The organism is Peptoniphilus sp. KCTC 25270 (assembly GCF_021012875.1).
In the GTDB taxonomy this organism is placed as follows: domain Bacteria; phylum Bacillota; class Clostridia; order Tissierellales; family Peptoniphilaceae; genus JAJMZJ01.
In genome coordinates, this window is the sequence record NZ_JAJMZJ010000001.1 from 228121 (window position 1) to 252074 (window position 23954).

The 23954-nt window shown below is 37.7% G+C and carries 23 protein-coding genes, 1 other RNA gene and 1 riboswitch; of the genes, 20 read left to right on the forward strand and 4 right to left on the reverse strand.

The features are described 5' to 3' along the window. The first annotated feature begins 50 nt into the window (after positions 1-50). Together LQU94_RS01095 and gltX are read left to right on the forward strand one after the other, a co-directional pair. Positions 51-773 (forward strand): phosphatase, encoded by a 723-nt coding sequence (locus tag LQU94_RS01095; protein WP_230634404.1) that lies wholly within the window; start codon positions 51-53, stop codon positions 771-773. 8 nt (positions 774-781) lie between these two features. Further along, the gene (gltX, locus tag LQU94_RS01100) at positions 782-2260 is read left to right on the forward strand and encodes a glutamate--tRNA ligase (protein ID WP_230634407.1); all 1479 of its coding nucleotides are present in this window, start codon (positions 782-784) and stop codon (positions 2258-2260) included. Between the two features lie 12 nt (positions 2261-2272). Here the strand turns inward: gltX and LQU94_RS01105 are convergent, their stop codons facing one another. Together LQU94_RS01105 and LQU94_RS01110 are read right to left on the reverse strand one after the other, a co-directional pair. Further along, positions 2273-3361: an AI-2E family transporter gene (locus tag LQU94_RS01105; protein WP_230634411.1), complete on the reverse strand. Its 1089-nt coding sequence runs from the start codon at positions 3359-3361 to the stop codon at positions 2273-2275. A 16-nt stretch (positions 3362-3377) separates the two neighbouring features. Next, on the reverse strand, positions 3378-4217 hold the full coding sequence (locus LQU94_RS01110) for a hydrolase (protein WP_230634413.1): 840 nt from the start codon (positions 4215-4217) through the stop codon (positions 3378-3380). Positions 4218-4330: 113 nt separating this feature from the next. Between LQU94_RS01110 and proB the strand changes: the two genes are divergently transcribed. The 13 genes from proB to LQU94_RS01175 all read left to right on the forward strand — a co-directional run bounded on the left by proB (position 4331) and on the right by LQU94_RS01175 (position 18470). Further along, positions 4331-5125: a glutamate 5-kinase gene (proB, locus tag LQU94_RS01115; protein ID WP_230634416.1), complete on the forward strand. Its 795-nt coding sequence runs from the start codon at positions 4331-4333 to the stop codon at positions 5123-5125. Beyond that, the gene (locus LQU94_RS01120; RefSeq protein ID WP_230634419.1) at positions 5094-6353 is read left to right on the forward strand and encodes a glutamate-5-semialdehyde dehydrogenase; all 1260 of its coding nucleotides are present in this window, start codon (positions 5094-5096) and stop codon (positions 6351-6353) included. Before proB ends, LQU94_RS01120 begins: the two co-directional genes overlap by 32 nt. A gap of 16 nt (positions 6354-6369) precedes the next feature. Next, positions 6370-7248, forward strand: coding sequence for a UDP-N-acetylmuramate dehydrogenase (murB, locus tag LQU94_RS01125; protein WP_230634422.1), 879 nt, complete (start codon positions 6370-6372; stop codon positions 7246-7248). A 1-nt stretch (position 7249) separates the two neighbouring features. After that, positions 7250-8083 carry an RNase adapter RapZ gene (gene rapZ / locus LQU94_RS01130; RefSeq protein WP_230634425.1) on the forward strand — a complete coding sequence of 278 codons (834 nt, stop codon included), beginning with the start codon at positions 7250-7252 and terminating at the stop codon, positions 8081-8083. A 4-nt stretch (positions 8084-8087) separates the two neighbouring features. Continuing rightward, positions 8088-9071, forward strand: a complete 984-nt coding sequence (yvcK, locus tag LQU94_RS01135) for a gluconeogenesis factor YvcK family protein (RefSeq protein ID WP_230634428.1) — start codon at positions 8088-8090, stop codon at positions 9069-9071. 63 nt (positions 9072-9134) lie between these two features. After that, positions 9135-10079, forward strand: coding sequence for a DNA-binding protein WhiA (whiA, locus tag LQU94_RS01140; protein WP_230634430.1), 945 nt, complete (start codon positions 9135-9137; stop codon positions 10077-10079). 2 nt (positions 10080-10081) lie between these two features. After that, on the forward strand, positions 10082-10342 hold the full coding sequence (locus LQU94_RS01145; RefSeq protein ID WP_230634432.1) for an HPr family phosphocarrier protein: 261 nt from the start codon (positions 10082-10084) through the stop codon (positions 10340-10342). A 77-nt stretch (positions 10343-10419) separates the two neighbouring features. Next, a complete protein-coding gene (locus LQU94_RS01150) occupies positions 10420-13869 on the forward strand; it encodes a DNA polymerase III subunit alpha (protein WP_230634434.1) in 3450 nt (1149 codons plus the stop codon). A gap of 7 nt (positions 13870-13876) precedes the next feature. After that, positions 13877-14836 carry an ATP-dependent 6-phosphofructokinase gene (locus LQU94_RS01155; RefSeq protein ID WP_230634436.1) on the forward strand — a complete coding sequence of 320 codons (960 nt, stop codon included), beginning with the start codon at positions 13877-13879 and terminating at the stop codon, positions 14834-14836. Positions 14837-14845: 9 nt separating this feature from the next. Continuing rightward, positions 14846-16591 (forward strand): pyruvate kinase, encoded by a 1746-nt coding sequence (gene pyk, locus LQU94_RS01160; RefSeq protein ID WP_230634438.1) that lies wholly within the window; start codon positions 14846-14848, stop codon positions 16589-16591. Between the two features lie 48 nt (positions 16592-16639). After that, positions 16640-16736, forward strand: a riboswitch (THF riboswitch). A 34-nt stretch (positions 16737-16770) separates the two neighbouring features. Beyond that, a complete protein-coding gene (locus LQU94_RS01165; protein WP_230634440.1) occupies positions 16771-17289 on the forward strand; it encodes a folate family ECF transporter S component in 519 nt (172 codons plus the stop codon). 27 nt (positions 17290-17316) lie between these two features. Then, positions 17317-17697: a metallopeptidase family protein gene (locus LQU94_RS01170; RefSeq protein ID WP_230634442.1), complete on the forward strand. Its 381-nt coding sequence runs from the start codon at positions 17317-17319 to the stop codon at positions 17695-17697. Beyond that, positions 17694-18470: a DnaJ domain-containing protein gene (locus LQU94_RS01175; protein WP_230634444.1), complete on the forward strand. Its 777-nt coding sequence runs from the start codon at positions 17694-17696 to the stop codon at positions 18468-18470. Before LQU94_RS01170 ends, LQU94_RS01175 begins: the two co-directional genes overlap by 4 nt. 35 nt (positions 18471-18505) lie before the next feature. Here the strand turns inward: LQU94_RS01175 and LQU94_RS01180 are convergent, their stop codons facing one another. Further along, positions 18506-19309, reverse strand: a complete 804-nt coding sequence (locus tag LQU94_RS01180) for an NAD(+)/NADH kinase (protein ID WP_230634446.1) — start codon at positions 19307-19309, stop codon at positions 18506-18508. Between the two features lie 88 nt (positions 19310-19397). Between LQU94_RS01180 and LQU94_RS01185 the strand changes: the two genes are divergently transcribed. Together LQU94_RS01185 and ssrS are read left to right on the forward strand one after the other, a co-directional pair. Continuing rightward, a complete protein-coding gene (locus LQU94_RS01185; protein WP_230634448.1) occupies positions 19398-20252 on the forward strand; it encodes an RluA family pseudouridine synthase in 855 nt (284 codons plus the stop codon). Between the two features lie 45 nt (positions 20253-20297). After that, positions 20298-20477: non-coding RNA, 6S RNA (ssrS, locus tag LQU94_RS01190), on the forward strand. 37 nt (positions 20478-20514) lie between these two features. Here the strand turns inward: ssrS and LQU94_RS01195 are convergent. Then, positions 20515-20958: a universal stress protein gene (locus tag LQU94_RS01195; RefSeq protein WP_230634450.1), complete on the reverse strand. Its 444-nt coding sequence runs from the start codon at positions 20956-20958 to the stop codon at positions 20515-20517. A gap of 493 nt (positions 20959-21451) precedes the next feature. On the opposite strand from LQU94_RS01195, the gene pyrB reads away from it, so the two are divergent. From pyrB to LQU94_RS01210, 3 genes are read left to right on the forward strand one after another with little or no spacing between them, the layout of a single operon-like run. Then, a complete protein-coding gene (gene pyrB, locus LQU94_RS01200; RefSeq protein WP_230634452.1) occupies positions 21452-22381 on the forward strand; it encodes an aspartate carbamoyltransferase in 930 nt (309 codons plus the stop codon). Next, positions 22365-23063, forward strand: coding sequence for a dihydroorotate dehydrogenase electron transfer subunit (locus LQU94_RS01205; RefSeq protein ID WP_230634454.1), 699 nt, complete (start codon positions 22365-22367; stop codon positions 23061-23063). The genes pyrB and LQU94_RS01205 overlap by 17 nt, the downstream gene beginning before the upstream one ends. Beyond that, positions 23048-23947, forward strand: coding sequence for a dihydroorotate dehydrogenase (locus LQU94_RS01210; protein ID WP_230634456.1), 900 nt, complete (start codon positions 23048-23050; stop codon positions 23945-23947). The genes LQU94_RS01205 and LQU94_RS01210 overlap by 16 nt, the downstream gene beginning before the upstream one ends. Positions 23948-23954 lie beyond the last annotated feature (7 nt).

Sequence of the window (23954 nt, forward strand, 5' to 3'; positions counted from 1 at the left end):
TTTGTGGTATAATAAATAAGATTGAGATAAATAAGAAAGGAGGAATGACATTGAATTTATGCGATTTGCATACGCATACAGTAGCCAGTGGCCATGCCTATTCTTCGTTAACAGAAAATATTCGATACGCTAAGAAAAAAGGACTAAAAGTAATGGGAACAACAGATCATTCTATGGCGATGCCCGGCGTGGAAACCAATATGATCTTTCATAATTATGGAGCCATTCCAAGAATGGTAGACGATGTGATGGTTCTTTGTGGCGCAGAGGCAAATATTATCGATTACGAAGGAGCGCTAGATGTAAATTTGGATCTTCGTTTGATTGAATATGCCATTGTAAGTCTACACAAACATTGTATTCAACCGGGGACTATAGAAGAAAATACCCAGGCTTTAATCCAGGCAACAAAACATCCAAAAGTCAAAATCATTGGACACCCTGATGATGATTTATATCCTGTTGATTATGAAACGTTGGTAAATTTTGCTGTAGAGAATCATTATTTTGTGGAAGTAAATAATTCCTCCCTAAGAGAAGGTGGCCCAAGAAAAGGGGCTAGAAAAAATTTAACTCGTATGTTAACCATTGGGAAGGAAAAAGGGTTACGTGTAATCATGAGTTCCGATGCTCATATTGACTTATCTATCGGGGAGATAAGTTTGGCGGAAGCTTTATTAGAAGAACTTTCTTATCCCAAAGAATGGATCTTAAATTATGTAAGAGAACCAAAAGATATATTGGCTGCGTTAGGAATAAAAGAAGAAAAATAGGAGGAATTATGTCAGAAGTAAGAGTACGTTTTGCCCCATCTCCAACAGGATATTTGCATATTGGAGGCTTAAGAACGGCGGTTTATAATTATTTATATGCCAAACAAAACAACGGAAAATTTTTATTGCGTATTGAAGATACGGACCAAACTCGCCTTGTAGAAGGGGCGATTGAAAATTTAATCGCTTCTTTACAATGGAGTGGCGTAGAAATTGATGAAGGCGTTCTAATGGAAGATGGAAAAGTGGTTCAAAAGGGAGAATGTGGCCCTTATATTCAATCCGAACGTTTGGATATTTACAAAAAATATGTCGATCAATTGATTGAAGAAGGACACGCTTATTATTGTTTCTGTACAAAAGAACGTTTAGACAATTTACGCGAAGGCCAAAAGATGAAAGGACAAGTTCCTCGTTACGATGGCTTGTGCCGAAATATTCCCTTGGACGAAGCAAGAGAGAGAATTGCCAACGGGGAAGAATATGTTGTTCGTCTAAAATTGCCACACGACCGGGATATTAAATTCCGTGATGAAGTGCGTGGAGATATTGTAATCAATACAAACGAAATGGACGACCAAGTTTTAATGAAAAGTGACGGATTCCCAACTTACCATTTAGCGGTTGTGGTAGATGACCATTTAATGGGAATTACGCATATTGTTCGTGGAGAAGAGTGGTTGCCATCTACTCCAAAACACGTATATTTATACGAAGCTTTTGGGTGGGAACAACCAACCTACGTTCATTTACCAGGGGTTCTAAACTCTGACCACAAAAAATTATCCAAACGCCAAGGGGATGTAAGTGTAGAAGACTTCAAAGGACACGGATATTTACCGGAAGGATTGGTAAATTATTTGGCTTTAGTGGGATGGAGCCCAGAAAGCAATGAAGAATTGTTTACTATGGAAGAGTTGATTGAACAGTTCAATGTAAAACGTGTAGCCAAAACAGGTGGCGTATTTGACAAGAAAAAATTGGACTGGGTAAATTCTCATTACATGAAAAAACTTTCTAGAGAAGAATTGGGAGAATTGGCTTTCCCCTATATGGAAAAAGCAGGATATGTAAACAAGGAATTTGTGGAAAACAATAAAGAAAAATACTTGGTATTAATGGAAACCATTCAAGATTCTTTGGATCGTTTGGAACAAGCCCCAGAGCAATCTACTTTCTTATTTGAAGAATACAAAGTAACAGAAGAAGAAGCCATAGAACAACTTAAAGGGGAAACGGCTCCCGATGTAATTCAAGGATTGGAAGAAGCTTTGGCAGAAGTGGATGAAATCGACCAAGAATTTGCCAAAGGTTTAATGAAGAAAGTTCAAAAAGCGAAAGGGGTAAAAGGAAAGAACTTATTTATGCCCGCTCGTGCGGCCATGACAGGAAATGTACATGGACCAGACTTAACAAGTATTATTTATTTGTTAGGAAAAGAAGAAATTCTAAACCGTTTGGAAAAAGCAAAATCTTATATGAACTAAAAAAGCAAGCTCTTAAGAGCTTGCTTTTTCTTCGTCTATAGGACACATCATTTTTTTCTTATAATAAATTTTTTGCAATCCATGGAATATAATTTTAATTACCATATATAAAGGTGTAGCAATCAAAGCACCAAGAACTCCAAATAAATTCATACAAATCAAAACAACCAAAATAACCATAAATGGATGAATATCCATTTTTCGTCCCATAACATTTGGCGTAACCAAGTTGGACTCGATTTGTTGAACAACCAAAGTAAGAATGATTACTTTTACAACCATACCAGGTCCCATGGTAAGTCCTACCAATACAGCAGGCGCAGCGCCGATAAATGGGCCAACAAAAGGAATAAAATCCATAACAAAGGCGATCAATGCCAAAGATAGAGCGTATTCAATGCCGATGATCTTATAACCAATAAACATGAGAATACCAAGAATGGCCACGACAGTAATTTGTCCAGAAATATACACTTCTAGAGTCTCGTGTATTTGGCGGAAAATATCCAAAATTTCTTTGTGGTATTTTCCTAAGTTGATATCTTTCACATTTTCCACTAATATTTCTTCGTCTTTCAAAAGATAGAAGAAAGCCAAAAGAATTAATAAACCCAAAGAACCAATGGTACCAATATTGGAAACAAAATTACTAATTTGTTTTGGAAGGCTACCAATTGTTTCCTGTAACCAACTCTGTAGATTATTTATTAACTCGTTAGTGGGAACGTATTGTTCAATAGGAGCTGGTAGTTTGAAATTATTGGATTTTATAATTTGATTCAAGTCAAAAGTTTGCAAGAAGCTAGCCGATTGAGAATAAATCATACTAGTAATTACAGTTACCAAAACAACAATAGTAAGAATAAAAAGCAAAAAAGTAATTAAAGCAGATATATTTTTGCTTTTCGTCCACTGGTATAATTTGTTACGAATGGGTCGAAACGCGTAGAATAGATAGACCGACAGAATAAGTGGCGTCAACAATAATATGATGACGCTATAAATAGGGCCTAAAAAATCCCGCGTCAAACTAAACAAAAAGATGATGAGCAAAATTAAAATAATGTGCACCAACGTTTTTGTAAAAGAATTTTTGTACATATTTTTCCATCTTCCTTTATTTTGAATTCAAATCTTCGACTTCGTCAATGTATTCAATGGCATCGTCTGAGAAAACCAAATCTTGTTGGAAATCGTCGATATGTAAATCTTCTCTACGATTTGGATTCTCTTCTTCTTGGTGAATTTCACGATAATGTTGCATCATATCTGTAAACAATTCAGCATTGGATGGAGGAGTAAAGGTAATGGAGTTGGCCCCAGAATCAATGGTTGTTTGAATCATTTCATCCGTTGGACCACCGGTTCCAATAATAGGGAACTCAGGACCAATGAGAGAACGAACTTTTTTGATCAACTCAGGTGTATTTTTTCCGCCAGAAATATTCAAAATACGCGCTCCTGCATTAATTTTTCCAACGACATCGTCATTTTCGCTAGCAATAGTAGCGACAATAGGAATATCCAAAGCTTTGTACATTTCTGCAATGACATCATTTTTCATAGGAGCATTAACAACGACCCCAAAAGCACCCAACAATTCTGCCTGTAAAGCAATATTAATACTACGAGGTCCCGTAGTTGTTCCTCCTCCTACGCCAGCAAATACAGGAATAGAAGAAGCTTGAATAATGGCTTGAATGATGGAAAGTTGTGGAGTAAATGGATATACTGCCATAACTGCTTGGGCATTGCAGTTTTTAATGATTGCAATGTCCGTAGAGAATACAAAGGATTTAATCCTTGTTCCCTGAACACGAATTCCACTTGCATTATAGATTGGTTTTGGAACCAATACGGCTTTCTTGCGCAAAGAAGATTCGATTTCAGGTACATATTTTTCCTTTATAACACGGAAATCTCCTCTTGGGGAGTGAACATGAATTTTTTTGTCCATACTATCACCACTTTCTAAAAAATAGGTTAATAATTGTGAAACACCATTATTATATCAAAAGAAATTGTGCTATGCTATAGGAAGAGATTATATAAGGAGCAATATGTGAAATTATGAGAAAATTTTCCCGTGAAATAAAAAAAGTTGTTATAAAAGTGGGTACATCTTCTATGACCCATGAAAATGGAAATTTGAACCTAGAATTTATTGATAATTTGACTTGGGAATTATCCAATTTGAAAAATGCAGGGCTTCAAGTTGTCTTAGTATCCTCAGGGTCCATTGCAGCTGGTGCAAAACGTTTGAATTTGCCAGAGCGTCCTCGAGATACCATAGGAAAACAGGCGGCCTCTGCGGTAGGGCAAGTTACTTTAATGCAACTTTATCACAAGGCGTTTAATGCCTATGGCTATCAAGCGGCTCAGGTTTTACTGACAAAACAAATTGAGCGAGATAAAACCATGTATGAAAATGGGAGAAATACTTTCGAAAAATTAATGGAAATGAACACAATCCCCATTGTAAATGAGAATGACGCGATTTCCACTTATGAAATTGAATTTGGAGACAATGATACACTTTCTGCTCTAGTGGCTGGAATTGTAGAAGCGGATTTGTTGATTTTGTTAACGGATATTGATGGATTGTATGATGACGATCCAAGAAAAAATCCTGGCGCCCAACGAATTGAAGAAGTGGAAGAAATCGATGAGCGTTTTGTTGAAATGGCAAAAGATACGGAATCAAAAGTGGGGACGGGTGGAATGAGTACAAAGATCAAAGCAGCAAAAAAAGCTGTGGAGAAGGGAATTCCCGTTGTCATTGCCAGTGCAGAAGATACAAAAAACATTCGAAATATTATTGGAGGAGAAAAAATTGGAACCTACTTTAAGCCAAACATTGATTGAATTGGGAGAAAAAGCCAAAAATGCCTCAAAAGAATTGGCCTTATTGGGAAATGTAGAAAAGAATAAAATTTTAGCATCCATTCAAAATGGATTGTTAGAAAATATAGAGGAAATATTAAAAGCCAATGAAAAAGATATGGAATATGCTCGAGAAAAAGGGATTAGTGAATCTCTTTTGGACCGCTTAAAACTAACGGAAGAGCGAATTCGGGATATGATTTCAGCCATTGATGTTTTAATTCAATCCAAAGACCCTGTGGGAAAAATGGAAAAAATGGAAACTTTGGACAATGGCCTGCGTATTGGAAAACGCACCGTTCCCATTGGAGTTTTGGCTATGATTTATGAATCTCGCCCAAATGTTACTTGCGATGGGGCGACTTTAGCTATAAAATCGGGGAATGCCATTCTTTTACGTGGAGGAAAAGAAGCCATTCATAGTAACAAAGCGTTGGTAAAATCCATAAAAGAAGGCATTGAAAAAGCAGGACACAACTCGGATATGGTTGGGTTAATTGAAGATACAACAAGGGAATCTTCCTATGGTTTAATGGGTCTGCGTGGCTATGTGGATTTGTTGATTCCAAGAGGTAGCAAAGGGTTAATTCAGTCCGTTGTAGAGAATGCAAAAGTACCAACTTTAGAAACTGGTGCAGGGAATTGTCACGTTTATGTGGATTCTTATGGAAACGTTGAAATGGCCTTGAAGATTATTGAAAATGCAAAAACTTCTCGTACAGGAGTTTGTAACGCCATGGAATCTCTTTTGATTCATAAAGATGTAAAGGATGAATTTTATCAAGGATTGGAAGCGTTGATTCAAAAACATGGAATCAAAACCCATGGGGATGAAAGAGTTAGAGAAAAAATGCAAGGGATTCTTCCAGCGACAGAAGAAGATTATTTTACAGAGTATTTGGATTTAGAAATGAGTGTGGCGGTAGTGGATTCTTTAGAGGAGGCCATCGCCCATATAGATAAATATTCAACGGGACATTCAGAAGTCATCGTTACAGAAAATTATGAAAATGCCATGATGTTCTTAGATCGGGTAGATTCTTCTTGTGTTTACGTAAATGCTTCGAGTCGTTTTACCGATGGGGGAGAATTTGGAAAGGGAGCTGAAATCGGCATCTCTACGCAAAAATTACATGCCCGCGGCCCAGTGGGATTGGAAGAATTGACTTCCTCCAAATACATTGTTTTTGGAAATGGGAAAATACGATAAAAATAAGAGGTGGAATATGAATTATTCAAATAGAGAGAATGTGAAAGAAAATTTTCCTATGAAGGAAATTACCAGCTTTCGAATTGGAGGTCCTGTAGATTTTTTAATCGAGCCGGAAACAGCAGAGGAATTAAAAAATTGGATGATTCAATTAAAGGAGGACAAGACCCCTTATATGGTAATGGGGGAAGGAAGCAATATGCTGGTTTCTGATAAGGGTCTTCGCGGTGCTGTTTTGCGAATGAAAAAAATGAACGGAATTCGCAGAGAAGGGAATATGGTTATTGCAGAAAGCGGGGCCACTTTGAAAGCGGTAGCAGAATTTGCTCGAGAGGAAGGCTTAACAGGATTGGAGTTTGCCCATGGAATTCCGGGCTCTGTTGGCGGTGCGATGACAATGAATGCTGGAGCTTATGATGGAGAGATGAAAGACGTAGTACATTCTGTCATTTCTCTTGATCCAAAGGGAAATGTAGTGGAGTATTTGAATGAAGATATGCATTTCATTTATCGCCATTCCAGAGTTTTGGAAGATCATTTGGCCGTGTTGGAAACAAAATTTCATCTAAAAGAAGGAGACAAGGAAGCCATTACGGAGAAAATGGAAGATTTGTGGAACCGAAGAGAAACAAAACAACCCTTAGAGTGGCCGAGTGCAGGAAGTACATTTAAGCGTCCTGTTGGATATTTTGCGGGACAATTGATTGATCAAGCAGGATTGCGCGGGTTACGCCATGGGGGAGCACAAGTTTCGGAAAAACATTGTGGATTCGTAATCAATCGCGACAATGCAACTTGTCAAGATGTAGTAGAATTGATTCGCCTAGTTCAAGAAGCGGTTCGATTAAAACATGGAGTAGAGTTGGAAACTGAGGTAAAAGTGTTAGGAGAATAATATGAAATTACTCATCATCTCGGGACTTTCAGGAGCAGGAAAATCACAAGCATTAAAGGCAGCAGAAGATATGGGGTATTATTGTGTTGATAATTTGCCTCCCAAACTTATGACAAAGTTTGTCGAAATAGCTAAAGAAGCCAAGATGCCTCTAGTAGCACTGGTTTCGGACATTCGCAGTCGAGAGTTTTTCCAAGAAATTGAATTGGCTTTGCAAGAATTGCAAGACCGTACCGATGAGATGAAAGTAGTGTTTTTAGAAGCAGATGATGCTGTTTTAATTAAACGCTACAAGGAATTGCGTCGGCCTCATCCTTTGAATGACAGCATTCAAAGAGGAATAAAAGAAGAGCGGGTAATTATGAGCGCTCTTCGTTCCCGGGCCGATTATATTATTGATACTTCAAAATTGAATAACTATAGCTTGAGATTAAAACTAAAAACCATTGTAAACCAAGAAGAGGATCGCTTTCAGTTGTCGATTATTAGTTTTGGGTTCAAAAATGGAATCTTAGCGGAAGCGGATTTGGTTTTCGATGTTCGTTTTTTGCCAAATCCTTATTACATTGAAGAATTAAAGCCAAAAAATGGACTATCAGAAGAAATTCAGAATTTTATTTTCCGTTGGGATCAAGCCAATATTTTTGTGGAAAAATATGTAGATTTGGTAAAGACCATGGCGCCTTTCTATGCCACAGAAGGGAAAAATCATATTACTATAGGAATTGGATGTACAGGGGGATACCATCGCTCGGTAGCCATCGCTGAGACCTTGGGAGAAGCCTTTCGTGAGAAAGATTTCTTGGTAGAAGTAGACCACAGGGATTTGAGGTGATTCTATGCGAGAACCTAGATTTGTTGTGTTTGGCGGAGGTACAGGATTATCTAGCCTTTTGGTCGGCCTAAAGAGATTTTCTGATGAAATTACCGCCATTGTAACCATGGCTGATGATGGGGGAGGTAGCGGAAGACTTCGCAGGGAAAAAGGAATTTTACCTCCAGGAGATGTCCGTTCTTGTTTGGTTTCTCTGGCCAATACAGAGCCGGCTCTAGAAAAATTATTGAATTACCGCTATGACGAAGGACCTTTAGATGGACAAAATTTTGGGAACTTATTAATAGCAGCTTTGGTGGATATCTACGGGAATTTTGAAGAAGCCATTAAGCGTCTTTCTCAAATATTAAAAATCACAGGACAAGTTCTACCTATGACTGTAGAAGACGTACAATTGTTGGCAGAATTTTCTGATGGAACAGAGAAAATAGGAGAGGCATCGATTCCTAAATATGCTTTTCAAAATCAAACGAAAATCGAAAAAATTCACTTAATTCCTGAAGGGGCGAAGGGAAATAGAGATTGCATTGAAAGCATTCGAAAAGCGGATATTTTAGTAATCGGTCCGGGAAGTCTATATACTTCTTTGATTCCAACCATTTTGGTACAGGATATAGTAAGAGAAATTTTGGATTCAAAAGTGCCTTTGGTTTACATTGCCAATATAATGACCCAAAAGGGCGAAACCGTAGATATGACGTTACTGGATCATATTCAAGCCTTGGAGGAACATGGATTAAAAAATCGAATCACTCATTTGCTTTTGAACACAACCGAAATTTCGAAAGAGGCACAAGATTTTTATCGTAAGGAATGCTCGATTCAGATGGTAAAATATGATGAAAACATTTTAGAGAAAATTCGAGAAAAAAAGATTCAAATCGAAGAGGGAGATTTTTTAGACGAGAGAAAGGGCCAAGTACGACACAATGGCTTAATGCTTTCTCAGCGTTTGTTGCGAATTTCTGACGAATTGGAAACCCTTTAATTTTCATTGCGTCGCTTTATAATATAGTATATAATTTATATATGAGTGAGTAGAGGTGGTTCCATGAGTTTTTCAGCATCTGCAAAAGATGAATTATCAAAAATTATCGTTTCTGATTTGTCGGTTATGACAGCGGAAATTGCAGCTTTTTTGCGAATGTGTGGCACCATTCGATTCCAATCTTCCATGGAATTGGGGCTACATTTTTCTACAGAAAATGCCTCTGTGGCGAGACGTTTGGTAACGTTTATAAAACGTCTTTATACAGAAGAAGTAGAGCTTATGGCTACGAAAAATAGACAATTAAAAAAACGGAATCAGTATCAAATTCATCTGAAAGATCCTTACTCCGTTCTTACTTTATTAAGCGACTCGAATTTTATGAGTCTGGAAAACGTATTTAGTCCAAATTACGTATTAAATCCTCAATTGATTCGAAACCAAGAAACCCTAGCAGGATATATTCGAGCTAGCTTTTTAGGATCTGGTTCTATTACCAATCCAGATCGAGCCTATCATCTAGAATTTATCTGCAGCAATGAAGAGCACGGAAAAGATTTGATGTATTGGTTAAAAAAAGCAGGATTCGATTCAAAGGGAATTCCTCGAAAAGATGATTTTATTATATATATGAAAGAGGGAGAGTCCATATCGGATTTATTGGCCTATATGGGCGCGAGCCAGTCGGTTTTGCATTTTGAATCCGTACGTGTTATGAAAGACGTGCGAAATGGGGTAAATCGTCTAGTAAATTGTGAGACAGCCAATTTAGCAAAGACCATAGAAGCAAGTATGCGACAAATAGAAGACATAACAATAATAAAAGAAACCATTGGATTAAGTGCATTAGAAGAAGACCTGCAGAAGATTGCAGAGTACCGTATGGAAAATCCAGAGGCGAGTCTTCTGGAAATAGGCGAATCCTTTTCGCCTCCTATGTCTAAAAGTGGTGTAAACCGCAGACTAAAAAAATTACGCGATCAAGCCGATCGTCTGAGAGGAGAGTAACCATGAAAGAAGCGACTGTAGTACTTAAAAATGAAGAAGGTTTACACGCAAGAGCCGCTGCTATGTTTGTGCGTAAAGCCAATCAATATACTTCAGATATAACATTGACAAGTGAACAAGAAGAAGTGAACGCCAAAAGCATTATTGGAATTATGAGCTTGGGAATTTTTTCAGGGCAAGAAATGTTGATACGTGCAGATGGCGCTGATGAAGACGAGGCGATTCAAGGCCTTGTGGAATTGATTGAAAGTGGAATAAAATAAGTTTGAAATAACGAGAAAAAATCAGAGCTTGTCGAAGATGAGCTCTCTTTTTGTCTAAAAAAAGATTTGAGGTGTCTATGTCAACCAAACCAAATTTTGTTCATTTGCATCTTCATAGTGAATATTCTCTATTGGATGGTTTTACAAAAATTGCAGAATTGCCCCAAAAAGCAAAACAGTTGGGGATGAATGCAGTGGCCTTAACAGACCATGGAAATATGTATGGAATGGTACAATTTTACAAAGCCTGCAAAGAGGCAGAAATCAAACCCGTTTTAGGTTGTGAAGTCTATGTAACTCACGATCCTATTTCTGTGCAAGAACGAAGCAATCGTCGTTTTCATTTGGTTTTGCTTGCAGAGAACAACGAAGGCTACGAAAATTTAATGCGAATTGTTAGCGAAGGATTCGTAGATGGATTCTATTATAAACCAAGAGTGGATTACGAGATTTTACGGAAATATAGTAAGGGAATCATTGCAACCAGCGCGTGTCTTGGGGGAGAAGTTCAATACAAATTAATGAACGGTCAATATCAAAGCGCAAAAGAAGCCGCTCAGACGTATATTGATATTTTTGGGAAAGAGAATTTTTTCTTAGAATTGCAGGACCATGGAATTCGAGAGCAAAAGGAAGTCAATCAAGATTTACTAACCCTTTCTAAGGAAATGGGCTTGGAGTTGATTTGCTCCAATGACGTGCATTATTTAAGAAAAGAAGACGCCAGCCCCCACGACGTATTATTGTGCATTCAAACCGGATCGACCATTGACCAAGAAAAGCGGATGCGTTTTCCAACAGAAGAATTTTATTTGAAAAGTCCAGAACAAATGGCGGAACTTTTCCCTAATGTGCCAGAAGCCTTAGAGAATACACAGAAAATTGCAGACCGTTGCAACGTAGAATTGGAATTTCACAATCTTCATCTACCGTATTTCGCTTTGCCAGAGGGATATACCAATATAGAGTATCTTCGAGAATTGGTGGAAAAGGGGTTAAAGGAAAAATACCAAGAAATTACAGAAGAAATCCGAGAGAGAACGGAATATGAATTGCAGACCATTATTGATATGGGATATACGGATTATTTTTTGATTGTATGGGATTTTATTCGCTACGCAAAAGAAAATAAAATCGAAGTAGGGCCAGGTCGTGGTTCTGCCGCAGGAAGTATCGTTTCCTATGCTTTGGATATTATTGATGTAGATCCTTTGGAATTTGGTTTGCTTTTTGAACGATTTTTGAATCCAGAACGTGTAAGTATGCCGGATATTGACGTGGATTTTTGTTACGAGCGGAGAGAAGAAGTTATTGATTACGTAATTGAAAAATACGGGCATGATCACGTGGCCCAAATTGTAACCTTTGGAACCCTAGGGGCAAGAGCGGCCATTCGAGATGCGGGGCGAGCTTTGGACATTCCTTATGGACGAGTAGATTATGTGGCCAAACAAATCCCCAATGAATTAAATATTACTTTGGAACGGGCGATGGAAATTTCTCCAAGTTTGCGGGAAGAAAAAACGAAGGATCAAGAGATACGAAATCTTTTAGAAATTGCATCGAAAATTGAGGGGATGCCTCGCCACACCTCCACTCATGCAGCAGGGGTGGTTATTTCTCAAAATAAAATAACCGATTACGTTCCTTTAACGAGAAACGGAGAAATTATCTCTACTCAATTTAATATGATTGAATTGGAAGAGTTGGGCCTATTAAAAATGGATTTCTTAGGTCTTCGAACGTTAACGGTAATTCGAGATGCCATTGATCATATAAGGGAAGAACAAGGAATAGAAATCGATTTTTCTCATTTGGATTATAACGATCCGAAAGTTTTGGAAATGTTTGAAAAAGCAGAAACCCTAGGGGTATTTCAATTTGAATCGGGGGGAATGCGAAATTTCTTAAAGGAATTGAAACCTTCTAAGTTCGAAGATTTGGCCGCGGCCAATGCTCTATTCCGACCAGGACCAATGAATCAAATTCCAAAATTTTGCGAATCCAAACACGATCCCTCTAAAATTTCCTATCCTCATGAAGCCGTAAAGGATATCTTAGAGGAAACCTATGGATGTATTGTCTATCAGGAACAGGTAATGGAAATTGTTCGAAGGGTCGGAGGATATTCTCTAGGACGAGCAGATTTGGTACGTCGTGCTATGAGTAAGAAAAAGATGTCTGTAATGGAACAGGAACGACAAAATTTCATTTATGGACAATTGGATAATGAGGGAGAAATTGTTGTAAACGGAGCCGTTCGCAATGGGGTGGACGATAAAAGTGCCAATGAAATTTACGACTTGATGATTGATTTTGCCAACTATGCGTTTAACAAGAGCCATTCGGTTGCCTATGCCGTTGTAGCCTACCGTACGGCGTGGCTAAAATATTATTATCCCGTGGAATTTATGGCTGCGCAAATTACCTCCTTTATGTCCGATACTCGCCACGTAAGTTTATACATTGAAGAATGTAAGCGGTTGGGGATTGAGGTTTTGCCTCCTGATATTAACAAATCAAAATTAAAATTTACCGTGGAAAATCAATCCATTCGTTTTGGACTAAAAGGGATTAAAAACGTAGGAGGAAACTTTATTGACGCTATTGTTTCGGCGAGAGAAAAAGGCGGCGAATTTACTTCTATGACCGATTTTCTTCGCCGAGTCAACAAAGAAGAAAATGCCTCTATAAATCGTCGAGCCATGGAAAGTTTAATTCATGCAGGAGCTTTTGATGTATTAGGGGGAAATCGTGCACAATATTTGGCAGTTTTTGAAAAGATGATGCAAAGCATTCAATCGGAATCCAAAAACAATATTATGGGACAATTTTCTTTGTTTGAATCAAGAGAAGAAGTTTCAGGAGATAATCTGCCCAATTTACATGATTTTGATAAAAAGCGAAAGTTGGAAATGGAACAACAAGTCTTAGGCGTTTATGTTTCGGGGCATCCTTTGGATTCCTATACAAAGAGCTTAAAACGTGTAACCTCTATGAATACGGCGGAGATTTATGAAAATCATCAAGAAGATGGAATGGGGCGTTCCATTCGCATTGGCGGGATGATCAAAGAAAAGAGGACCATGATTACCAAGAAAAATACCATGATGGCCTTTGGGGTTTTAGAAGATTTATTTGGTACGGTGGACTTGGTTATTTTCCCGAAAACTCTTCAAAACATTTCTCCTGGTGTTTTTGAAGAAGATCAAGTGGTAGAAGTGAGAGGGCGATTGGAAGGATCTGATGTAGAAGAGCCTAAGATTATTGTAGAATCCATTCTTCCCTTAACCGATTATGACAAAGAAAAAATGTACATTCGCATAAAAAATAGAGATTGTCTAAAAGAGTTGGAGTCTATTTTATTAAAACATCCCGGGGATACAGAGGTTGTTGCGTATTTTGAAGAAGAGAAACAAGCGGTCGGTTTGCCTCGGGAATTATGGACGAGCCATTTGGGAGATCAAAATTTAAGGGAAGATTTATCGAAACTGGTAAAAATAGATACAGATGTAGTGATGAAATGAGGAAAATATGAGCAAAATTGCAGTTTTGACTTCTGGAGGAGATTCTCCAGGAATGAACGCAGGAATTCGCGCTGTTGTTCGGACCGCCATTTACGATGGACATGAAGTAGTTGGAATTCGAGATGGATATTGCGGAATCTTTAATGGTTTATTTGAAGAAATGAATCTGTCTTCTGTAGCCGATATTATTCATCGGGGAGGAACCATTTTAGGAACGTCCCGTTGCGATCGGATGGAAAGGGAAGAAGGAATTGAAAAAGCAGTAGAGATTTTACAAGAGAACAAAATTGATTTGTTAATTGTATTGGGAGGGGATGGCTCCATGCGTGGAGCTTTGGAGCTTTCTAAAAAAGGAATTCGTGTAGCGACTCTTCCGGCCACCATTGACAACGATTTGGGATACCAAGAGGAGAGTATAGGATTTTTTACAGCCATTGATACCATTACAGAAGCCATAGGAAGAATTCGAGATACCTCTAGCGCTCACAATCGAGGAAATATTGTAGAAGTTATGGGACGGAAATGTGGAGATTTGGCTCTATATGCTGGTATTGCTGGAGGAGCGGAAAGCATTCTTGTACCAGAAATTCCTATGGATTTAGAAAAAGTAATGGAGAAAGTAAAAATCGGGAAAAATAGAGGGAAACGCCACCACATTATTTTAATAACAGAAGATTTAATTGACGCCGAAGACTTGGCAAAAAAAGTAGAAGAAGAAACGGGAGTTGTAACGCGAGTAACGGTTTTGGGCTACATTCAAAGAGGTGGAAATCCCATTATAAAAGACCGAATCAATGCAAGTATTTTAGGCGAAGCTGCCGTTCGTTCCATAAAAGATGAAAAAACAGCCGTTGCTTTGGGTATTTATAAAGGGAGAGTTAGAACCATAGAGTTAGAAGAAGCTCTCTCTATAAAAAAAGAAATTGACTTAGGTTTGTATGAAACTATGCAAATTCTATCAATATAAGGAGAAGGTATGAAACGTACAAAAATCATTGCGACCATTGGCCCGGCTTCTGATACAGAGGAAATGTTAAAAAAATTATTTCTTGCAGGGGTAAATGTAGCAAGACTCAATTTTTCTCATGGGGATCATGAATCTCATAAAGCAACTATGGATCGTATTAAAAAGGTGAGAGAAGAATTAAAATTGCCAATAGCGATTATGCTTGATACAAAAGGTCCAGAAATTCGTACGCAAAATATAGAAAATATGGTGCCAATCCAAGAAGGAGATTTGTACGATTTTCTATCTGAAGACATAGAAGGAACAGAAAGAGAAATTTCCATTACCTATAAAGAATTGTGGAAGGACGTTGTCATTGGACAAAAAATCCTTGTAGATGACGGGTTGTTGGAATTGGAAGTTGTAGATATTCAAGAAGGAAAGATTACGACTCGGGCCTTAAACGATGGATTTATTGCCAAAAATAAGGGAATCAATGTGCCGCGGGCTTTGATTCGTCTGCCTTCTTTAACGGAAAAAGATATTTCTGATATTGTATTTGGAATAGAACAAGACGTAGATTTTATTGCCGCTTCCTTTATTCGTCGGGGAGAAGATATTTTGGCGATTCGTGAAGTATTGGAAAAAAATCACGGAAACGATATAAAAATCATTGCGAAAATCGAAAATCAAGAAGGCGTAGAAAATATGGACGCCATTATTGATTTGGCAGATGGAATTATGGTGGCTCGTGGAGATTTAGGCGTAGAAATTGAAACAGAGCTTGTTCCATTGGTACAAAAATCCATGATTCAAAAAACCATAGCCGAAGGAATCCCTGTTATTACAGCGACACAAATGTTGGATTCTATGATACGAAATCCACGACCAACTCGAGCCGAAGCCTCAGATGTTGCCAATGCAATTATTGATGGGACCAGCTGTATTATGCTTTCTGGGGAAACCGCCAGTGGACGCTATCCTTTAGAAGCGGTAGAAACCATGGCCCGCATTGCCGTTGCTACAGAAAAATCTTTGGATTACGGCGGGATTTTGGAACGTTCTCGCCATATTATTGAAACGACAACAACCAATGTAATTGCTCGTAATACTTGCGAAATGGCAAGAGAGTTGGGAGCAAAGGCCATAGTTGTTGCAACCACAACGGGATATTCCTCTCGTGCTGTGGCGAAATTTCAACCAGAAATTCCCATTATTGCGGTAACTCCTGATGAAAAAGCTTTGCGACAAATGTCGCTACATTGGGGAATCGAAGGGCTTTTAGGAAATGAAAGTTCAAAAGATATTATTAACGACACCATTGATGTGGCAAAAAAACAAGGGAAAGTCCAAGATGGAGATTTGGTAATTTTAATTGCGGGAATTCCTACAGGAAAAACGGGAAGCACCAATTTAATTAAAGTGCATCAAGTTTCAAAGGTTGCTTTACGAGGAACGGGAATTGGTAAGGGAACGGTGATTGGAAAGGCAAGAATCGTAAATGATTCTTTTGATTTCACTCGCGATTTTACCGATGGAGATATTTTGGTAGCAAAATATTTCTCCAAAGATTTAATGCCCTTTGTTGAACGCTGTGGAGGGTTTATTGTAGAAGAAGAAGGAATGACTTCTTCTGCGGCGATTGTGGCTGTAAACACAGGAAAACCAACCATTGTAGGGGCAAAAAATGCCGTAGAAATATTAAATAATGCGAAATTTGTTACGATGGATGTTGGGACAGGAGAAATTTATTTGGGCGTAGTTGATGCAAAATAAAAGAAAAAATACACGGAATAAAAAATCGTGATATAATATATTCTTAAGGTTAGAGTAGACAAAAGGCGTCAAGTGTTGAAGGATGGGAAGTTGCCTTCAAACGAAAAGCGAAGAGGGCTTACGATCTTTTGTTGCATCCGCTGCCATCCTCTTTAGGCGGCATTTCAAGGAGGAAGAATATGACAAAAGTACAAAGAATTGTGTTAGCAGGTGTACTCATTGCTGTGCAAATTATTTTGACACGGATTTTGGGTATCGATTTGGGAGTAAACCAAAGAATCACCTTTGCATTTATTGCAATAGTAGTGAATGGAGCCTTATTAGGGCCCGTAACAGCTGGAATTTCTGGGGGAATTGCCGATATTTTAGGGTTTATTTTGAAACCGACAGGGGCGTATTTTCCAGGATTCACTTTAACAGCGGTTTTAACAGGAGTCGTTTACGGTTTGTTTTTCTACAAAAAAGAAATTACCATTTCTCGAATCGTCTTATCCAATTTAATTGTTAGCATTCCGTTGAATTTGTTCTTAGGTTCTTATTGGCTACACCTATTATTGGGATCGCCAATGAACACACTTTTAATGGGGCGTTTGCCTTTTAACTTGATTCTATTGGTGGTAAAAATCGTAGTTCTTGCGATTGTACTGCCAAGAATTGTAAAAGAAATGCGAAAAGTTCTAAAAGTGAGAGCGGCGTAAGCTGCTCTTTTTTATAAAGGAGAGCGTATGGTAGATTTATCTAGATACGAAGAAATGGGAGAGGCCTTGGATGAAATTGCGGCAGAAATTCCAGAGAGATTGTTTCAAGGTCTTAACGGTGGAGTGATTTTTTCCGAGGAAATTAAATACCATCCAGAGAGTGAAAATGGAGATTTATTAATTATGGGCCAATACATTCAAAGCGTTGTAGGAAAAACCATTGTCCTATATTATGGATCTTTTATGGAGCGATTTGGATTTTTGCCTATAGAAGAAGTAAAAAAAGAATTGCGCAAAACTTTTTTTCACGAAATGACCCACCATTTGGAAACATTAGCGGGAGAGAAGGATTTGGTATTGGAAGATATAAAGTCTATGGAAAAGTATAGAGAGGGTAAAAAACGATGAGTTCCATTTTAGGAAATTTTTATAAGGTCATCGGTACTGTTTTGGATTATTTTTTTGAAGGATTGATTTTTATAGTCTCTCTTTTGGTTCAAATATTTAAGTCGGTACAACAGGTAATCATTAGTCTATTCCTATTTGGAGGCTGTCTGGTTTTCTTTTTATTTTTATTGCCATTGGGAATGTCTAGAAGAAGCATTGGACCCTTTGGTTTGTTGTTTATTATCTTTTTATTTCCTTTAATTGGTACAGTAGCCGTTTCCTATTTGAAATATTTGCAATATATGATTACAGAATATTTCTATGAAAAAGCCGATTATCATCTGCTAGGGAAAAATGTAACCTATGAAAAAATGGGAGACTACGGAAAGAGATACCAGAGAAAAATTAAAGAAGAACAGGAAAAAGCCAGGGAAGAAGCCTTTAGAAAACAATTTGAAGATTTTTTGGGAGGCGCTCAATTCCAATGGCACTACGGTCCCTTTGACCAAGGTTTTGATGATTTTTCAAGGGGATATCAAGGACAACAAGGGGGATATTATCAACAGACTCAAAGCCCTTCCGGATTTAAGGTAAAATATGAGGAGGCGGCACGTACTTTAGGAGTTCCTGTTACAGCGGATAAATACGAAATAAAGTTGGCTTATCGGAAGCTGGCAAAAATGTATCATCCAGATATTAATAAAAATCCAAATGCAACCCAAATGTTCCAACAAATTAATGATGCTTATGAATTTATGAGCGATGAAAATATTGCGAGATACAAAAGAATGTAAAAAAAGTAGCCCTCATTTTGTATGAGGGCTTTTTCTTATAAGAACTTAGATTTAATAATATCCCAATAATTTTGTTCCGCAATTCGCAAGCGGTTAACGTGTTTATCGGCAATGCGTAGGTTGATTTTTTTTAATTGGTTGTAAGTAAATTCTTGTCCATCGACCAATAAAAGATTGCTATTGGCGTATCGCTTTTCTGGAATTAGGGTTATAATATGTTCTCCAGGTAAAACAATCGTAGAGGTCATGGAACGATAGGCTTGGTTGGAAATGGGCGCTAAAGGCGTCATGGCCAAGGCTTTAATCGAAGGGTGAACGATACTTCCCCCAGCGGAAAGATTGTAACCGGTTGATCCAGAAGGGGTAGAAACCATCATTCCATCTCCAGAAAATTTTTCTAGGTGCGTATGATTTATAAAAATATTCATATGAATAACCTTAGAATTTTGTGCCTTTAAGACAATTTCATTTACGGCATGGAGAAAAAAAGAACGGTTTTTTGTAAAGATTTCGGCTCCAATTAGATAGGTAGGTTCAATGTGATAATTTTTGTCCAAATAATCTGCAATAAATTGATCGACATTATTTGGATCGACTTCTTGAAAGAAGCCCAAGTGTCCCGTATTAATTCCCACAATGGGCGTTTCGGAGAAATGGCTTCGGTTTACCGCTTTAATAAAGGCCCCATCTCCACCCACGGTAATGGTTAACTCCGCGTTAGGATGCACTTTTGTTACAGGGGTAAAGTTATTTTCTTTTAGTTTTTGAATTAATTTTTTTGTTGTTTTACGACTTTCATAATTTGCATTAGAAAGGACATTGATTATTCTTTCGCTCATAAGTTTTCCTTTCTGTGATTGTATAGATTACTTATATCCTATATTATCTAGAGAGAAATGAAAAGGATAAAATTAAGGAGTTTTTTTGATGGATGACTTAAAATTCCCTATAGATAGGGATTATAAAGAGTTGCGAAATTTTTTACAAGAGAAAAAATTTTCACAAAAGTTTATAGGAAAAGTATTTCGAGAAGGAAGAATTTTTGTAAATGAGGCCCCTTCTTACAAAACCATGCCTTTAGAAAAAGGGGACGAAATTCGCATCGTTTTTGAAGAGGAAGAAATTCAAATTCCAAGTGTAGAATTTCAACAGGAAATTCTCTATGAAGATGAAGATCTTTTGGTAGTAAATAAAAGTCCAGGTCTTGCGATTATGCCTTGCCGGACCCATCCCGACCATACTTTTGCCAATGAAATTGCCGATTATTTTCGAAAGAACAATATTCATAGAAAAATTCGTATTTTAGGGCGTTTGGATAAAGATACAACTGGGGTTATGGTAGTGGCAAAAAATCCTTATGCATTGCGAAAGATGGAGTTATACCATACCAAAGAAAAAGAATACATTACAGTAGTGGAAGGAAAAATTTTAGAACCAATGCGAATTGAAAAGCCCATAGGAATGGGAGAAGATTCTATGGTTCGAGAGATTCGTGAAGATGGGCAAGAAGCCATAACCAATCTTTGGCCTATAAAGCACTTGGAAAATGCCACGGTGTTGAAGGTAACGTTAGAAACCGGAAGAACGCATCAAATTCGTTGCCACTTAAAATCCATTGGACATCCTGTTTTAGGGGATGTTTTGTACGGAGGGAAAGAAAATTTAGCTCCTCGCACCTTATTACATGTGGAAAATCTTTCGATTCTTCATCCTAGAAAAGGTGTAAAAATGAAGTTTACAGCCCCTATTCCCAAAGATATGAAAGATAAAATGGAATTATAAGGTTGACTTGATAAAGAGAGAAATTCGTTTTATAATAAAAGAGAAGAAACTCTGCGGAGTACGATACCCTTATCTTAATTCAACCGACAAATCAGACACGGGAAATTGTGTTTAGCTAACTATAACAAGCCTCCACGGAGTGGAAGTTAGACGTAGTTAACGAATTACCCACCTTACTTTAAGGCGGGTCTGAATTAATATAGGGCCGGCTTATGCGGAGTTACATAAAAAAACCATTCCAATTGGAATGGTTTTTTCTTTTTTATTCCTCTTCGTGAGAATTTTTAATAACCAAAACGGGGCATTTCGATAAGTTGATGACTCTAGCAGAAACAGATCCCAATAGAGTTCTTGAAAAAGCGCCTAATCCACGATTTCCGATTAGAATCAAATCCATATCATTTTCTTCTGCGTATTCAACAATTGCCTTTGCAGGGGCTCCAAATAGAGAATCATAATGTACACCTTCTACATTTGTTAAGGCCTCTTCCGCATTTCCAAGAATGAATTTGGAGCGATTTTCGCTGGCTTCCTTTAAATCTTTCATAGGAATGGTTGTTGGATAAGGCTCTAAAAGATGTGTGTTAGGGGAAACTGTAATAACATAGAGTTGAGCGTTGCTTAATTTTGCAAATTCTTCCGCTGTTTTCAAAACTTCCAAAGAATGTTCAGAACCATCAATCGGTACGAGTATTTTTTTATACATAAAATCCCTCCTTATGTATTTTATGCACCAACATCTTCTATCTGCTATGTACCCTAAAAAATAAAATTTAACAAGAAAAGTGAGTGGTTCTTTGAAAAAATAAAAATTCTATGAATTTTGAAAATAAGCGATGCATAATAGATAATAAAGAAAGAAATAATTATTTTAATAAATAAAAAGACAGGTTCTAAAAATTTGGTTTTTCTAGTTCTTTTCAAAAAATTTTTTATAGAGAAAAGTAAAAATTAGAGCAAAGGATTGGATAAAAAGAGGAATGGGGAAAATGGGTTTCTCTTTTTTTGTGGAAATGTGCCTCCTTTTCTTGACGAATGATTTTTTTTTCTGTAGAATAAGAAAAGATATAGAAAGTGCTTTTAATTTGGTGCGAGACACTAAGAAGGTGCATAGATAAATCCGTTTCTCTTACTTATGGTGAGAGTGTTCTTTGTGCCCTTTATCTCTCGCGATAAAGGTTTTTTTCATGGAGGCAAAAATGAGACCTACACATTACATGGATACGAAAGATTTATCAAAAAATGAATACGATGTTTTATTTGGACTAGCTGATGACATTTTTTCTCATCCGGATCGTTATATCGATCGTTTAAGGGGGAAAGTGTTGGCTAGTCTTTTTTTTGAGCCGTCAACAAGAACGCGAATGTCTTTTGAAACCGCGATGCTAAGATTGGGTGGTTCTGTAATTCATATGGATAGCCCGGATAATAGTTCTATGAAAAAAGGAGAATCTTTAGAGGATACCCTTCGAATAGTAGAAAGCTATGCCGACGTTTGTGTTATGCGACATCCGGTGTCTTTTACTCAACATAAATTGGTGCCATACCTTAAGGAAATGCACTTAATCAATGCAGGGGACGGTAACCATTCTCACCCAACCCAAACCTTAACAGATCTTATGACCATTCGTCATACAAAGGGACGCTTGGATCATTTGAAGATTGGACTTTGTGGAGATTTGAAAAATGGACGTACGGTACATTCTCTTTTCCGTCATCTAAAGGAAATAGAAGGGAACCATTTTACCTTTATTTCTCCTCCTGGTTTGGAAATGCCTGAGGAATATTTTGATGGAGTAGATAAAAATTCTTATGTAGAAATTCAATCGTTAGAAGAGGGAATCGAAGATTTAGATATTCTCTATATGACTCGCGTGCAAACGGAGCGATTTGCTTCAGAGGAAGAAGGGTTAGGTTTTCGCGGCAGTTATGCTTTAACGAAGAAAATTTTAGGAAAAGGGAAAGAGGATTTATCCATTATGCATCCTCTTCCAAGAGTGGATGAAATTGAGACGGAGATTGATGAAGATCCTAGAGCCCATTATTTCTTACAGGCAAAATTGGGAATGATTGTCCGCATGGCTTTGATATTGTTTTTGATGGAGGATGAAAATGGCAAAGATTCTTGAGAATAAGAAATTTGAAAATGGATATTTTCTGCTGAAAGTTGACCAAGGAGGGGAGGCGACTCCAGGGCAATTTTATATGCTTCATCCAAAGGATGGGGGCCTTCTTCTTCCAAGACCTTTGTCTATTTTTGATCAAGACAAAGAAACCACCACTTTTTTAATTGCCGTAGTAGGAAAAGGCACAAAGACATTGGAGGACCTCCATGTGGGAGATCCCATTGAAATGGAAGGCCCCTATGGAAATGGATTCGAAAAGCCCAATGGGAAAAAAACTTTGTGTATTGGTGGGGGAACGGGGATTGCTCCCTTTTACCATATGAGTAAATTTTGGAAGGATGAAGATTTTTCCATAAGAATTGGATTAAGAGAACGTTCTGAAGAATTGGAAGAAATTTTTGAACGCGCATCTGATTCCATAGAATTTGTCTACGGAGGATTTGTTACGGAAAAAATGTCTGTAGAAAACATAGATCAAATGTATACTTGTGGTCCAATACCTATGATGAAAAGTGTTTTTGAAAAAAGAGAAAATCTTCCAGTATATATTAGCTTAGAAGAGAGAATGGGATGTGGGTTTGGTGCTTGCTTGGCTTGTTCTTGCGAAACCAAATCGGGTCGTAAGAAAACCTGTGTAGATGGTCCTGTTTATTCTGGAGAGGAGATGTTATGGGAATCGAAGTAAAAATTTGTGAGAAGACTTTGAAGAATCCAATTATCATGGCTTCTGGAACCTATGGTTTTGGAGAGGAATACAAAAGGTTTTACGATCCATCGATTTTAGGAGGAATTTCCTCAAAGGGACTAACGCTAAATGCAAAACCAGGAAATAAAGGAATAAGAATTTGGGAGACGCCTTCTGGGATTATGAATTCCATTGGGTTAGAAAATCCAGGTGTTAAACAATTTGTAGAAGAAATCGCCCCAAAGATGAACCAATTAGGAACAAAAGTATTTGTAAATCTAGGAGGAAATTCCCTAGAAGAGTATTTAGAAGCCACCGAAATGTTAAATGATATCGAAATGGATTTTTTGGAACTAAATATTTCCTGTCCCAACGTAAAAGAAGGGGGAATGGCCTTTGGATTGCGTTGTGAAGATGCAGGATTTATAACGGGAGAGGTAAAGAAGAGAACCAAACATCCTTTGATCGTCAAACTTTCTCCCAATGGAGATGCCATTTCAGAATTGGCGAAACATTGCGAGGCAGAGGGGGCCGATGGAATTAGTCTGGTAAATACCTTCCAAGCATTGGCTGTTGATGTAAGAAAAAAAGAATTCGTCTTTGATAATATTACCGCGGGTTTATCTGGCCCGGCGATTTTTCCCATTGCCCTAAGAATGGTTCGAGAAGCGGCTGGTGCTGTAAAAATTCCTGTTATTGGAATGGGTGGAATTCAAAGTGTGGAAGATGTTCTTGCCATGTTAATGGTAGGGGCGTCTGCGGTACAAATTGGCACGATGAATTTTTCTAGACCAAGAATAGGGGAAGAACTGATTCAAGGATTGGAAGAATATGTAAAAAAAGAAAAACTAAAAAGTATAGAAGAAATCGTAGGAATTTTATAATAGAGGA

Coding starts and splice junctions, on each gene's coding strand:
- proB (WP_230634416.1), top strand. CDS start 4,331: ATGAGAAAATTTTCCCGTGAAATAAAAAAAGTTGTTATAAAAGTGGGT.
- murB (WP_230634422.1), top strand. CDS start 6,370: ATGAATTATTCAAATAGAGAGAATGTGAAAGAAAATTTTCCTATGAAG.
- LQU94_RS01175 (WP_230634444.1), top strand. CDS start 17,694: ATGAGTTCCATTTTAGGAAATTTTTATAAGGTCATCGGTACTGTTTTG.
- pyrB (WP_230634452.1), top strand. CDS start 21,452: ATGAGACCTACACATTACATGGATACGAAAGATTTATCAAAAAATGAA.
- rapZ (WP_230634425.1), top strand. CDS start 7,250: ATGAAATTACTCATCATCTCGGGACTTTCAGGAGCAGGAAAATCACAA.
- LQU94_RS01185 (WP_230634448.1), top strand. CDS start 19,398: ATGGATGACTTAAAATTCCCTATAGATAGGGATTATAAAGAGTTGCGA.
- LQU94_RS01180 (WP_230634446.1), bottom strand. CDS start 19,309: ATGAGCGAAAGAATAATCAATGTCCTTTCTAATGCAAATTATGAAAGT.
- LQU94_RS01195 (WP_230634450.1), bottom strand. CDS start 20,958: ATGTATAAAAAAATACTCGTACCGATTGATGGTTCTGAACATTCTTTG.
- LQU94_RS01110 (WP_230634413.1), bottom strand. CDS start 4,217: ATGGACAAAAAAATTCATGTTCACTCCCCAAGAGGAGATTTCCGTGTT.
- gltX (WP_230634407.1), top strand. CDS start 782: ATGTCAGAAGTAAGAGTACGTTTTGCCCCATCTCCAACAGGATATTTG.
- LQU94_RS01150 (WP_230634434.1), top strand. CDS start 10,420: ATGTCAACCAAACCAAATTTTGTTCATTTGCATCTTCATAGTGAATAT.
- whiA (WP_230634430.1), top strand. CDS start 9,135: ATGAGTTTTTCAGCATCTGCAAAAGATGAATTATCAAAAATTATCGTT.
- LQU94_RS01210 (WP_230634456.1), top strand. CDS start 23,048: ATGGGAATCGAAGTAAAAATTTGTGAGAAGACTTTGAAGAATCCAATT.
- LQU94_RS01105 (WP_230634411.1), bottom strand. CDS start 3,361: ATGTACAAAAATTCTTTTACAAAAACGTTGGTGCACATTATTTTAATT.
- LQU94_RS01165 (WP_230634440.1), top strand. CDS start 16,771: ATGACAAAAGTACAAAGAATTGTGTTAGCAGGTGTACTCATTGCTGTG.
- LQU94_RS01145 (WP_230634432.1), top strand. CDS start 10,082: ATGAAAGAAGCGACTGTAGTACTTAAAAATGAAGAAGGTTTACACGCA.
- LQU94_RS01155 (WP_230634436.1), top strand. CDS start 13,877: ATGAGCAAAATTGCAGTTTTGACTTCTGGAGGAGATTCTCCAGGAATG.
- LQU94_RS01205 (WP_230634454.1), top strand. CDS start 22,365: ATGGCAAAGATTCTTGAGAATAAGAAATTTGAAAATGGATATTTTCTG.
- LQU94_RS01170 (WP_230634442.1), top strand. CDS start 17,317: ATGGTAGATTTATCTAGATACGAAGAAATGGGAGAGGCCTTGGATGAA.
- yvcK (WP_230634428.1), top strand. CDS start 8,088: ATGCGAGAACCTAGATTTGTTGTGTTTGGCGGAGGTACAGGATTATCT.
- pyk (WP_230634438.1), top strand. CDS start 14,846: ATGAAACGTACAAAAATCATTGCGACCATTGGCCCGGCTTCTGATACA.